The organism is Anabaena sp. EIM26, assembly GCF_057568715.1.
Map to the genome: position 1 here is coordinate 831,733 of NZ_CM172472.1, position 13,346 is coordinate 845,078.

Sequence of the window (13,346 nt, forward strand, 5' to 3'; positions counted from 1 at the left end):
TAGATTTTTGATACGACTCATTTGTTTTTGGGTTATTTATTTGTTGTGTCTTTGATAACGGGGTTGAGAGGCGTTTTCAGTAAAACCCAATCTAGATAAAGCATAAGTATCTGCGTTTTCAGGAAGTAGTTGAGATTTTGGCTATTTTTAGCCTTCAGCAGCCATTTTAAGAATTTTTCCAGCAGTAGCGTCAGGATAACTTCAAGAGATTTGTTGAGTAATTGGGGGATTAGAGTTTCTAGCATTGCGATCGCCTTAGTCAGCATATTGGATTTATGTCTTTCTAAAATCCCTCTAATGTCGTATTTAACTGGCTTTCTGTATGTGTGAATTATGTAAGCTCTATGTGTGACTTTTGCTAACAGCGATATAATAGTGTAAAACTTGCTAAGTAGATTATGGTCAAGCGATCGCTTCAGGCTTCTCAACAAGGGATTGAAAAGGCAAAATTAGCTTTAATTGACAAATTTGGGACACAGCAAAAGCTTGCTGATTCACTAGAAGTGACTCGTCAACCAATTAGTAAGTTTTTTAATGGGAAGACAGTTGATAATGAGTTGTTCGTGCGGATATGCGAAAAATTAGGATTAAACTGGCAAGAAACTTCTGAAAATCAACAAATTGAAGTTAAGCCAAGTTTAGAACAAGACTCTGAAATAGATGTTCTAGTCCAAGAAATTCGCGCCTTGGTAAAACCCCATATCAAAGAAAAATGCGGAACTATGCGCGTTTTAGATATGGCGCAACCAATAGAGTTAACCGGTGAGAGGGGTATTTATACAAATGTTAATATTTTGGAGAAACTCAACCGAAGTAGACGAATAGAAATTGCTGAACTGTTGCAAAACTCTAACCCTGGAGAATTTGACCGTTTTGGACTTAGCCGAATAACAGAGGAAAGAATACCAGGACTAGAAGCAGTACAGCGTCACAGTAAATTGATGGTTCTAGGTAAACCGGGAGCAGGTAAAACAACATTTTTAAAATATCTAGCAATGAATTGTATTGAAGGGGATTTTTTAACAAATAAAGTTCCCTTTTTTATCGCTCTCAAGGAATTTGCAGAAAAACCTAAACAGCCAAATTTACTAGAATATTTTGCTCAACAATTATCAGCGTGTAATGTTAAAAATGCTGAAGATGAAATAGATAAACTTTTGAGAAAAGGTAGAGGATTAATTTTGCTAGATGGTTTAGATGAAGTTCGAGAAGAAGATACCAAGCGTATTTTAAATCAAATTCTCGAAATTTCTGACCAGTTTTACACCAATCAATTTCTCATTACCTGTCGCATAGCTTCTAAAGAATATATCTTTGAACGCTTTACCGAAGTGGAAATGGCAGATTTTGACGAAAAGCAAATAGCAACATTTGCCCAAAATTGGTTTAGGTTAACTGACCCAGTAAAAGCAGAGCGTTTTATTGAAAGACTAGAAGAAAATAGACCGATTTATGAACTAGCTACAAATCCATTATTATTAACCTTGCTGTGTTTGGTCTTTGGTGAAAATAATGATTTTCCAGCCAATCGTTCTGAACTTTATGAAGAAGGTTTAGAGATACTACTCAAAAAATGGGATGCTAAACGTAATATTGAACGTGATCAAGTTTATAAAAATCTGTCATTGCGGGGTAAGGAATATTTGCTTAGTCAAATTGCACTGACTACTTTTGAGCAGAAGGAATATTTATTTAAGCAAAAAATGCTTGAAGGATATATTTCTGAATTTATCTATAATTTACCCGATGCTCGTACTGAACCACAGGAATTAGAACTTGATAGTGAAGCGGTTTTAAAGTCTATTGAATCGCAGCATGGGCTATTAGTGGAACGCGCAAGGGGAATTTATTCTTTTTCACATTTGACATTTCATGAGTATTTTACTGCTAAAGAAATTGTTGCTAATTCGGCTTGGGATAGTTTAGTTGAACATATCACAGAAACACGCTGGCGGGAAGTATTTTTACTTACTGTAGGCATGATGCGTAAGGCTGATGATTTGGTTAATTTAATGAAGGTAAAAATTGATAATCAGGTTGCTGCTAGTGATAACTTACAGAAGTTTATCACCTGGCTGAATCAAAAATCTACTTCCATTAAAGAAATATATACGCCAGCAGCAATACGCACTTTTTACTTAGGGATTGAAAATGAAGGGTTACGTATAGGACGTTCTGAAGACGAGTATAATGCTTATTGTCCTTCAATTTTTCAAACTATTACTCGTAAGTATGATAAATCGCTCGACAAAAATCAAGATTGTGAATTAATTTTGGATATTTTTCTTAACTTCACTCTTTCAAGAATAAACAATTATTGGTTTGCATCAGATTTTGTGAACGCAAAAGAGATTGAATTCCCTGGGTCAATTCATTTTGCAAATAAAGTTGCTCCTCATATGATAAAAATAATTCAAAATATTATGGACAAGCTAGATATTCTAGATGAAGAAGAAAAAGAAATATTGGAAAAATGGTGGAAAGCCGATGATCTATCTAATAGAATTTCAATAATTGAAGATCGTATACAAGAATGGTTGGAAATAAATCGTCCAACATTGGATAAGCAATTAAGAACTGCAATGATTAAGTATCGCAATATTGGACATGATTGGCAATTTAGTGATGTAGAAAGACAAATTTTACAGCAGTATTACTATACTAACAAGCTACTAATTGATTGCCTAAATAGCGATTGTTATGTGAGCCGCGAAGTTAGGCAAGAAATTGAGGATACTTTACTCTTACCGATGAGTGAAATAGAACATAGAAAGAAACAATAATTTTTTTGCGTAGTTAGAGGCTAATCAGAAAAATGCGTAAGGATTTTTTATGTGTTTAACTTTCAACAGAAATATTATTTAAGAGTTGCTGAAATTTATCTTTAGAAAGAACCACTTTTCATCAAGTGTTATTAATGCAGATGAATTATTCTCACTGCATCAATAACAATATTTCAAATTGATGGTAATAATTGCTCAAATTCAGAAAGTGCAGGAATAGAAATCGCTCTTTTATGCAGTGTTTTCAATACAGATAAATCATTGATATTATTCACCGCATTAATTATAAATTTTGGTATTTCACCAAATCGTGTTTCCAAGACTTCAATCACGCTATCTTGACTGCTTTGAAGAACTCCTAACTGACGACCTTCTTCAAGACCTTCCTCAATTCCTTCTTGTTTAGCTAATCTTTCAATACTGGTTACATAGCGCATTTTCCTTGCCTCTTCGTAACTTCTGATTTCTGTTTTAAAACTAATTGCCAAGTCTTCTGGTAAGACCATTATCCAGTCAATAAAACGGAATAACTGTCTAATATCTTGCCGACTGAAACCGCTTTCTAAGAGCATTCTGACTAAACTTAATTTCCATTGTAATCTATCTTCAGGATTGCGTTTAGTAGCTTTACTCTTTAAATGTGCCATCACCACGATAGCAAAAGGGTTCTTACTTGTTTCTAGACTTGACCAAGATGGTTCATAATCTAATAATTTTGCAATAGGAAACTCTAAACTGACTCTACACCCTCCTAATTGATAATTATAACTAGAAGGTCGCCAGTTTGGTTCTTCATCTGCTAAAAAGGAAAGAAAAACTCTAAAAACTTGTCAAAATAGAGTTCTATAATTTCTTTCCAAGGGCTATCATAATCGGTAGATTGTTCAGTCATAACCTAAAAGAGAAAATACCTTTGTGCCATTGGTAAAACTGTTGCAGGTTCACAAGTTAATAATTCTCCATCTGCTCGTACTTCATAAGTTTCTGGGTCTACTTCAATATGAGGTAAAGCATCATTTAATTTCATATCCCGCTTACTAATTTGCCGAGTTCCCGAAACTGAAACTGCTGTTTTTTGTAACCCTAATTGTTGGGCAATTTCCCTTTCTAAACTTGCTTGAGAAACAAATGTTAATGATGTGGCATTCCTCGCACCGGCAAAACTACCAAACATGGGACGTGCGTGTACAGGCTGCGGTGTAGGAATACTAGCATTTGCATCACCCATTTGCGCCCAAGCAATCATTCCCCCTTTAATCACAATTTCTGGTTTCACACCGAAAAATGCCGGTTTCCACAAACATAAATCAGCTAATTTACCTGCTTCTACTGACCCCACATATTGAGAAATCCCATGTGTAATCGCTGGATTAATTGTATATTTAGCAACATATCTTTTTGCTCTCAGATTGTCTGCATTGCTATCTCCAGCAAGGCTTCCGCGTTGTACCTTCATTTTGTGTGATGTCTGCCAAGTCCGAATTATCACTTCACCGACACGTCCCATTGCTTGGGAATCGGAAGCAATCATACTAAATGCGCCTAAATCGTGCAGAATATCCTCCGCAGCGATGGTTTCTCGACGAATACGGGACTCAGCAAAAGCGACATCTTCAGGAATTGCCGGATCTAAGTGATGACATACCATCAACATATCCAGATGTTCATCTAGGGTGTTGAGGGTGTAAGGACGGGTGGGGTTGGTGGAAGATGGTAAAACGTTGGTTTGTCCACAGACTTTGATGATATCGGGTGCGTGTCCTCCCCCAGCACCTTCTGTGTGGTAGGTGTGAATGGCACGATGTTTAAAAGCCGCAATAGTATCTTCGACAAATCCGGCTTCGTTGAGGGTGTCGGTGTGAATTGCAACTTGTACATCATATTCATCAGCGACGGTGAGACAGGTGTCAATGGTTGCGGGGGTTGTTCCCCAGTCTTCATGGAGTTTTAACCCCATTGCACCGGCTTGGACTTGTTCTATGAGTCCTTGAGGTTGGCTAGTGTTACCTTTACCTAAAAAGCCGATATTAACCGGGAAAGCATCAGCAGCTTGCAGCATTCGGTACATATTCCAAGGGCCGGGAGTGCAGGTGGTGGCGTTTGTACCTGTTGCTGGGCCTGTTCCTCCACCTATCATGGTAGTGATTCCAGATGCGATCGCAACTTCGATCTGTTGAGGACAAATAAAATGAATGTGAGAATCAATTCCCCCCGCTGTGAGAATCATTCCTTCCCCTGCTAAAGCTTCTGTTCCGGGGCCAATAATAATATCTATGTTGTCTTGAATATAGGGATTTCCAGCTTTACCAATTTTGTGAATTTTGCCGTCTTTAATGCCAATATCCGCTTTGACAATTCCCCACCAATCGAGAATTAAGGCGTTAGTAATTACTAAGTCTACTGCACCGTCGGCGTTGGAAATGGGGGATTGTCCCATGCCGTCTCTGATGACTTTTCCTCCACCAAATTTCACTTCGTCGCCATAAGTGGTGAAGTCTTGTTCTACTTCGATAAATAATTCTGTGTCGGCTAGTCTGATTTTGTCTCCTACTGTTGGTCCGTAGGTTTCGGCGTAGGCTTGGCGGTTCATTTTGTAGGTCATATCAAATCCTTTTTTTAACGCAGAGGGACGCTGAGGTTAGCGCTGAGGTACGCTGAGGGTTTTTTAGAGGTTTCCGTCGATTTTGTTGTTGAAGCCGTAGATTTGTCGTGTACCAACGAGGGGGATGAGGGTGATTTCTTTTTCGTCTCCTGGTTCAAATCTGACGGCTGTACCGGCGGGGATATCTAATCGCATTCCTCTTGCTTTTTCTCTTTCAAAATGTAAGGCTGTGTTAACTTCGTAAAAATGGAAATGTGAACCAACTTGAATTGGTCTATCTCCTGTATTTGCTATTACTAATTTAGTAGTGGAACGACCTAAATTCAACTCAATCTCACCTGCTGGGGTGATTATTTCTCCTGGAATCATAACTTTGCTCCTTTACGTCTTTGCGCGAAAATTATCTAATCGGATTATGTACAGTAACCAACTTAGTTCCATCTGGAAAAGTTGCTTCTACTTGGACATCATGAATCATTTCAGGAATACCTTCCATAACATCATCACGAGTTAATAGTGTTGTCCCATAACTCATTAATTCTGCGACCGTTTGTCCATCTCTTGCACCTTCTAAAATTGCAGCAGAAATAAAAGCAACTGCTTCTGGATAGTTTAATTTCAAACCTCTATTTTTTCGTCTTTCAGCTACTAAAGCAGCGGTAAAAATTAATAATTTATCTTTTTCTTGGGGTGTAAGTTGCATTTTTCCTCCTCTGCGGTTATTTCAAATTTGCCAGACTCTGGGTATACAATTACCACGATTTAGCAAAGATACTCGTAACATTTGCCAAACATTTGTAAACCAGTTTCTGACTTCAGATGTAGAATTACCACGATATCGACACAAAAATCCATTTTGCAGACGACTCACACCCGTTAAATTATTTTGAATAGCTAAAAAACGTGCTTTTTCAATAATTTCTCTGGAAACAGAACTTCCTACCCAAACGAGACTACCAACCACAGGATATCCCCCTAAACCGTGGGGACTGTGAAATACTTCTTCGCTACCGGGTAAGATTTGCCTATCAATCCATTGCGGAATACCATTTTGCCAGATTTCGGTGTGCGATCGCATCTCCCCCTCTAAAAACTTTTCTCCCCTCGCACTGCGTCCCAACCGTGTAATTTCCCAGCCGACAAAGCTAGAATTAGTATCCAATTTTACTTTCAAATCTTGACGATAAACAGCACCATTGAATAAAATAGTCTCCTGAGGTAAATATTCCAAACAAGCATTAGCATCAATTTGGATATTTACATTTTGTCTTGCAGGTAAGCCGTTACTGCGATATACCTTACCAGCAGCGGCTGTGGTGATTAATGCTTGGGAATCTTTTTCGAGGTGAATATCAGATGACAAGCGATCGCCCCCCACAATACCCCCAGCCGTGTGTAAAATAACGCTATGGCAAACTTCTTCTCCTTCTGGATAAAAGGGGCGTTGTACCTTAAACGGCGCTTGATGATGGTTGTAAATTAACTGAGTAGAATCTTGGTGTTTAGCATAGACCAAGTTAAGTCTTCCATGCCAATTTTTATCTATTGGACTGTTAACAATCATGGATAAATGGATAAAATTTCTCTGATTTTAACTTTATCATTCAAAATATAAATATTATTAAATCTAGAAGATACCTTACATACAATAGCTCTAAAAAATATTCTTGCCAAATCTTGATTAATTGCTTACTCTTTGGTTTAACCAAGTCACTAAATCACCAGCTTCAGAAAAATTAAATAATGCTTCTCCCAAATCTTCTCAGAGGATGTTTGAAAGAATATTATAGTATCCGGTTTCACAAGTTTTAGGTTTTTTACATTAAAGTATGGAGTTTGATTTAGAATTGCTAAGTAAAATTAATTGTTGAAGTGAATACATCTTTTTGGTAATAATTTAGTGATTATAATCACAAAAAAACATGATTATAATCACAATTTTTATATGATAAAGATCCTCCTCTAAGAGTGGGCATATTGGCATAATCACCTATAACTGAACTCTAGCCGAGTCATTAATAGGGAACACACTAATGACCGACAGCCTTATACCTGTCGGTTTTTTGTCTTTGTACCTAATTACTGAGTATAAAATATCCCCACTACTGGATAATAACTTGACAAAGATTTTGCCATAGCCACTATCAAGTGTGGGGAAGGTATCCTCAAATGATGAATTTTATTGGTTGGGATTGAGTACTAATGTCTGATACTCACTCTGCTAGACTGAAAGTCCACTGCTAGAACTAATACCAGGTGTATTAGGACATCGCTTGAATGATGTAATCAAAGTAAGGGGCTGCTTCGACAGCATCTTCAGCGCTCAATAAATCCAAGGAGGCTTGTTTGAGAGCAGTGATAGCTTCCACCATTCCTGGGACAGGAACGCCTAGAGAGTTGTACATTTCCCGCACACCTATCAAACCAATCTTTTCAATTGGTCCTTTGTCTCCAGCAAGTACGCCGTAAGTAATCAGGCGCAAGTACCAGCCAAAATCACGGATACATAAAGCACGTTGCTTTTCTCCGTAAGCGTTGCCACCGGGGGCGATAAAGTCAGGGCGCTTCTGCCAAAGTTTTTTGGTTGCTTCCTGAACTATCTTTTTTTCATTTTCCGCAAGAGTAGAGACGATTCTTGTCCGCTGTAGACCAGTTTGCAAAAATTCTTTGATACTCTTAAGTTCACCACTGCTGGGGTAACGCAGTTCGTCGTCGGCTTGGAGAATAACTTGGCTAATTACAGTCATGATTATTATGCAATTACGCGAAATATTATTTGCTAGTTTAACTAGTTAGAGGTACAGAAGTGAAGGGTGTGAGAAGATAGTAATAGGAACTGGGTATTGGGGATTGGGGAAAAATAAGGAAGCAATTGTAATAATTCTTCAACCATCAAATCAAAAATTCAAAATCTAAAATCTAAAATTGAATGACTAATAATGTTTGGCGACAGGGTGAAGTAATTGAAGTTGAAATTTCTGATTTGAGTGATACGGGTGATGGTGTGGGCAGGTTTGAGCAGCGTGTGGTCTTTGTTCCAGACACTGTACCAGGCGATCGCACTCTTGTTAGACTGGTAAACGTTAAACCCAAATATGCTCAGGCTACGCTCAAGGAAATCCTCAAACGATCTCCGGGAAGAATTAGACCAAACTGCATTGTGGCTGATAAATGTGGCGGTTGTCAGTGGCAGCATATTGACTATAATTACCAGCTAATAGCCAAGCGTAATCAAGTAATCCAAGCTTTAGAACGTATTGGCAATTTTGTTGACCCACCTGTAGACCCCGTATTGGCAGCTGACGCAGCCTTAGGTTATCGCAACAAAGTCACCTATCCTCTGGGTATCTCAGCTACGGGACAGGTACAAGCTGGTTATTACCAGAAAGGTAGCCATCAATTAATTAATTTGAATCAATGTCCGGTTCAGGACTCCCGCTTTAACCCCATGCTGGCTGAAGTGAAATTAGATATCCAAAAGCGGGGTTGGTCAATTTATAACGAACACCGTCACCAAGGGTTAATTCGCCATTTGGGTTTACGCATTGGTCGTCGCACAGGGGAAATGCTGCTGACTTTGGTGGTGAAAGATTGGAAATTATCTGGAATTGAAGCCCAAGCACAAGAATGGTTAGAGAGATATCCTCAATTGGTAGGGGTGTCATTGAATCGAAATAGCGATCGCACAAATGCTATCTTTGGTTCAGAAACCCGTTCTATCGCCGGAGTTCCTTACCTGCGCGAAATATTTGCCGGACTGGAATTTCAAATCCTCCCAGATACATTCTTTCAGGTCTACACAGAAACCGCAGAATCCCTATTACAAGTAATTCAGTCAGAACTCAATTTGCAAGGTCACGAAATTCTAGTCGATGCCTACTGCGGTATTGGGACATTGACCTTACCCCTAGCCAAACAAGCACGCCAAGTTATCGGCTTAGAAGTCCAATCAACAGCAGTACAACAAGCCATTCTTAATGCCACACACAATGAAATTAATAATGTTACATTTCAAATAGGCGCAGTTGAAAAAAATCTTCCAAATCTAGGCATTATACCAGATGTTGTATTACTTGATCCGCCACGCAAAGGATGTGAAGCTAACGTCATCAAAACTTTACTTGACTTGAAACCTTCTCGGATTGTTTACGTCAGTTGTAAAGTATCCACCCTAGCTCGTGACCTAAAATTACTGTGTGAAAATGGACTATACACTCTCACCAGGGTACAGCCCGCAGACTTTTTCCCCCAAACGGCTCATGTGGAAGCTGCCGCATTTCTAGTGCGTTCATCCGTGGATGAGAGTCAGTAAATTATTTACAAAAAACTCAAATGAGAAATTTGTAGTCTAGTGCATGGTAGTAATGCTAAAATAGAATTAATCTAAAAATACACATTCCTGTTGTTAAAAAATTGAAGTTGCATAGACTCTTAAAGGTGAATTAATTTGTGTAAATTATTAAGCGGCAATAAAGTGGGCTATTTATATACCCATTTAAATTAATAGCAACTTCCAAGTTGCTGACCGCATTAGCGGTAAAATTACAGCCAATTTTTAACATACCAATTCTCACTCATATATTTAGAGTCAATGCTCCCTAGCATTTTTAAAATTTAGTTTTACAGACTCAAGTTTGAAGGCAGTATGACCACCTCAATGATTATTAGGGTGCCTGTGACACCAAACTAATGTCTAGCTAACTAAAAGCTACGGGGTTTCTCTTGTGATTACCATTTCCCTCCGTCCAGTTGGACGTAATTGGGGCACTATTAGTTTTGCCTCAACCCTTTATCTTTGTCCCATATTAGATTTACTATTGGCAGATGTTCCTACAAAATTACAAGCCGAACTGCGATTAGGACTTCAAGAAGCCCTAGTCAACGCAGCTAAACATGGCAATAATCTTGATCCCGGCAAACTAGTAGTAGTTCGTTTTTCCCTAATAGATAATCAATATTGGTGGATTATTTCAGACCAAGGAAGTGGCTTCACTCCCTCACCTGATAGCGATAGCGATCCTACAGACTATTTACCACCAGATGAAGCCGAAAGTGGACGCGGTATGTCTCTTCTGCATCTAATCTTTGATCAGGTAGAGTGGAACCGTAAAGGCACAGAATTGCGGCTTTGTAAGCAACTAGAAACCCGTCGCCTTCTATCATTACGGCGATGAAGGAACCCCAAGTAGGGACGTATTGCAATACGCCCCTAATCCTGATATAGATTTCCCTCATTTTTTTCCGTGACTTTCACAAGGAGGGGCAGAAATTGACTTATCTAACCAACCAATAGCCTGTTCTAATCTCGCTTGAGCTTCTTGAGGCTGGTTTTTGAGGAGAAACACCATCGCAGCCGCTACCTGTTCACTAGCACGGGAATTGCGGTTAGACTTGAGGCGATGCCAATCATTAGGGGAGATACTTAGCCTTTCTATCAGGGCTTGAGCCAGTTCTAGAGTGCTGATTTCATTCAGTTGACTAGTTTGAGACATAAAACCAAGTGGTGAGTGAAGAGTAACAGTTATGATTTAATCATCATAGCCAATGACCAATCACCAATGACTAATTTACAGGAAAACCAGCAGCCAGACTTTGAACAGGAACTAGAAGAAGTAGAAACTTCACTCCGATTATTAAAAGAAAGATATGCCCAAGTGCAACAAGATCAAAAACAAAAGGCACAATGGCAACAAGAATTAAAAAATCTGAAACAAAATAAAAAGCAGCCCCCAGAAATTAAGTCAGAGCTAAAGCGCATTCAAAAACAGTTAGAGGCGTTAGAACTTAACTTAGAAAGCCAGTTATTTTCTTGGAATAGCCTGAAAAGACCTTTTTGGCAATCTGTCCGCTTTGGTGGTTTAGGTATAATTATAGGCTGGCTATTAAAGTCTTGTGCTGGGTAATTCCAAATTGGGATTTTTGATTGGCTGAAACTGTTAATTTTTCATAAAATTAATAATATATACATTGACAAAATACAAATTGTAGAAAATGGTAAATCGTCGCATTGCAGAAATATTAAAAACTGGTCAACCAGAAGAAGTTCTGGTGATTCAAGCTTGGGTAAGAACAAAACGCGAGTTAAAAGGCTTTGCATTTCTGGAAGTCAATGATGGCTCATCTCTAGGTAATTTGCAAATTGTCATTAATCAAGATTTACCAAACTACGAAGGAATATTAAAACAAATAAATACTGGTGCTTCTGTGGAAGTGACAGGTGTACTTGTGGCTTCCCAAGGGAAAGGACAGAGGATAGAATTAAAAGCTGATAGCGTCAAAGTCTACGGTGATGCTGATCCTGATACCTATCCTCTACAAAAGAAACGTCATTCCTTTGAGTTTTTGCGAACCATTGCACATTTGCGTTCTAGAACTAACTCCTTTGGTGCAGTATTTCGGGTGAGAAATGCTTGTTCAGCCGCTATTCACCAATTCTTTCAAGAAAAAGGATTTTTGTGGGTACATACTCCTATTATTACTGCTAGTGATTGCGAAGGTGCGGGAGAATTATTTAGCGTTACCAATTTTAATTTAAAGAACGTTCCTCGCACCGAAAATCAAGAAATTGATTACAGCCAAGACTTCTTTAGTAAACCTGCTTATTTAACAGTAAGTGGACAATTAGAAGCCGAAATTATGGCAATGGCTTTTACTAACGTCTACACCTTTGGCCCCACCTTTCGCGCGGAAAATTCTCACACTTCTCGTCACTTAGCAGAATTTTGGATGGTTGAACCAGAAATGGCTTTTTGTGATTTAGAAGGTGATATGGATTTAGCGGAAGAGTTTCTTAAATATATTTTTAAATATGTATTAGAAACCTGTCCAGAAGACATGGAATTTTTCAATGAACGGATTGATAAAACTGTCTTAGAAACCGCCAATAACATTATTAATAATCAATTTGAAAGATTGACTTATACAGAAGCAGTCAAACTTTTAGAAAAGGCTGATGTTAAATTTGACTATCCTGTTAGTTGGGGTGCAGATTTGCAATCAGAACATGAACGCTATTTAGCAGAACAACTGTTTAAAAAGCCTGTAATTGTTACAGATTATCCCGCCCAAATCAAAGCTTTTTATATGCGGTTGAGTGATGATGAAAAAACCGTTCGCGCAATGGATATTCTCGCACCAAAAATAGGAGAAATAATTGGTGGTTCCCAACGGGAAGAAAGGCTAGATGTGTTAGAAAAACGGGTTTTAGCCCAAGGTATGAACCCCGAAGATTTGTGGTGGTATTTAGATTTACGTCGTTATGGTACTGTTCCCCATGCTGGTTTCGGTTTGGGTTTTGAAAGATTAGTGCAGTTTATGACGGGTATGGGCAATATTCGTGATGTAATTCCGTTCCCTCGCACACCACAAAGCGCGGAGTTTTAATGACTTTAGAGACGTTATTTACAACGTCTCTACCATAGTATTGATTTATATATACCCTAATCTTAGTTACTATTCATTTAAATATATTAATTCATTTATAAACTTGTTAATGCGTGTTTCTCTATATCCAGAAACAATAGAAAAAATACGTAGAAAAACTACGTAAATAGATGTTAGTCCATTATCAGTCCTTGTATTTAACGCATCTCCCACACCCCCAGTGTCACAATCGGTTTTTTCTGTTTTTTATCCACATTTAATGTTGGATTTTTGACAAAACTTAACTAATATTCATAGGCGATCGCCGATCCCAAATTTCCAAACGACCCATTTTCGTTGTGTGACAGTTTAGGGTGCGAAAGGTAGGATTTAAATTTTTGGCAATAGAGAATAAACGTTAGGTTTACCCCTCCATGAAATAGCATCCCTCAGGGATAGCTCGTCGAACCGTTGGTTTATTTACGCCATGCTGTACTCAGGATTAATTATTCCCCAAAAAAAGTTCGACAAATAATTTCTAGTTCAAAAATTCACAAATTGCCATCTGAAATCGTCTTAAAGGCAGGAACAAAAAACAC

General features: G+C 38.3%; 13 protein-coding genes. 5 read left to right on the forward strand and 8 right to left on the reverse strand.

Annotated features, from left to right (window positions below):
• Positions 1 to 32: 32 nt before the first annotated feature.
• Positions 33 to 431 carry a hypothetical protein gene (locus AC012T_RS03525; RefSeq protein ID WP_487063143.1) on the reverse strand — a complete coding sequence of 133 codons (399 nt, stop codon included), beginning with the start codon at positions 429 to 431 and terminating at the stop codon, positions 33 to 35.
• Here AC012T_RS03525 and AC012T_RS03530 point away from each other — a divergent pair.
• A complete protein-coding gene (locus tag AC012T_RS03530; RefSeq protein ID WP_487063145.1) occupies positions 399 to 2,783 on the forward strand; it encodes an NACHT domain-containing protein in 2,385 nt (794 codons plus the stop codon). The two genes, AC012T_RS03525 and AC012T_RS03530, sit on opposite strands and share 33 nt — an antisense overlap.
• A 173-nt stretch (positions 2,784 to 2,956) precedes the next feature.
• Here the strand turns inward: AC012T_RS03530 and AC012T_RS03535 are convergent, their stop codons facing one another.
• The 6 genes from AC012T_RS03535 to AC012T_RS03560 form a co-directional block, all read right to left on the reverse strand.
• A complete protein-coding gene (locus AC012T_RS03535; protein ID WP_487063147.1) occupies positions 2,957 to 3,430 on the reverse strand; it encodes a hypothetical protein in 474 nt (157 codons plus the stop codon).
• A gap of 248 nt (positions 3,431 to 3,678) precedes the next feature.
• Entirely contained in the window at positions 3,679 to 5,385 is a 1,707-nt protein-coding gene (gene ureC, locus AC012T_RS03540) for an urease subunit alpha (RefSeq protein ID WP_487063149.1), read from the reverse strand.
• A 63-nt stretch (positions 5,386 to 5,448) separates the two neighbouring features.
• Positions 5,449 to 5,754, reverse strand: coding sequence for an urease subunit beta (locus AC012T_RS03545; protein WP_487063151.1), 306 nt, complete (start codon positions 5,752 to 5,754; stop codon positions 5,449 to 5,451).
• A gap of 31 nt (positions 5,755 to 5,785) precedes the next feature.
• On the reverse strand, positions 5,786 to 6,088 hold the full coding sequence (gene ureA, locus AC012T_RS03550) for an urease subunit gamma (RefSeq protein WP_323311928.1): 303 nt from the start codon (positions 6,086 to 6,088) through the stop codon (positions 5,786 to 5,788).
• Positions 6,089 to 6,109: 21 nt separating this feature from the next.
• A complete protein-coding gene (locus AC012T_RS03555) occupies positions 6,110 to 6,949 on the reverse strand; it encodes an urease accessory protein UreD (RefSeq protein WP_487063153.1) in 840 nt (279 codons plus the stop codon).
• A 697-nt stretch (positions 6,950 to 7,646) separates the two neighbouring features.
• Entirely contained in the window at positions 7,647 to 8,132 is a 486-nt protein-coding gene (locus AC012T_RS03560) for an allophycocyanin (protein WP_487063155.1), read from the reverse strand.
• Positions 8,133 to 8,314: 182 nt separating this feature from the next.
• Here AC012T_RS03560 and rlmD point away from each other — a divergent pair, with 182 nt between their 5' ends.
• Both rlmD and AC012T_RS03570 read left to right on the forward strand, forming a co-directional pair.
• Positions 8,315 to 9,697: a 23S rRNA (uracil(1939)-C(5))-methyltransferase RlmD gene (rlmD, locus tag AC012T_RS03565; RefSeq protein ID WP_487063157.1), complete on the forward strand. Its 1,383-nt coding sequence runs from the start codon at positions 8,315 to 8,317 to the stop codon at positions 9,695 to 9,697.
• 412 nt (positions 9,698 to 10,109) lie between these two features.
• The gene (locus tag AC012T_RS03570; RefSeq protein WP_487063159.1) at positions 10,110 to 10,559 is read left to right on the forward strand and encodes an ATP-binding protein; all 450 of its coding nucleotides are present in this window, start codon (positions 10,110 to 10,112) and stop codon (positions 10,557 to 10,559) included.
• A 57-nt stretch (positions 10,560 to 10,616) separates the two neighbouring features.
• Here AC012T_RS03570 and AC012T_RS03575 read toward each other — a convergent pair whose 3' ends face one another.
• Positions 10,617 to 10,877, reverse strand: a complete 261-nt coding sequence (locus tag AC012T_RS03575) for a DUF6439 family protein (RefSeq protein ID WP_487063161.1) — start codon at positions 10,875 to 10,877, stop codon at positions 10,617 to 10,619.
• Positions 10,878 to 10,943: 66 nt separating this feature from the next.
• Here AC012T_RS03575 and AC012T_RS03580 point away from each other — a divergent pair, with 66 nt between their 5' ends.
• Positions 10,944 to 11,288: a sll0565 family protein gene (locus tag AC012T_RS03580; protein WP_487063163.1), complete on the forward strand. Its 345-nt coding sequence runs from the start codon at positions 10,944 to 10,946 to the stop codon at positions 11,286 to 11,288.
• A gap of 88 nt (positions 11,289 to 11,376) precedes the next feature.
• Complete coding sequence (gene asnS, locus AC012T_RS03585) at positions 11,377 to 12,768, forward strand: asparagine--tRNA ligase (RefSeq protein WP_487063165.1); 1,392 nt, start codon at positions 11,377 to 11,379, stop codon at positions 12,766 to 12,768.
• Positions 12,769 to 13,346: the final 578 nt, after the last annotated feature.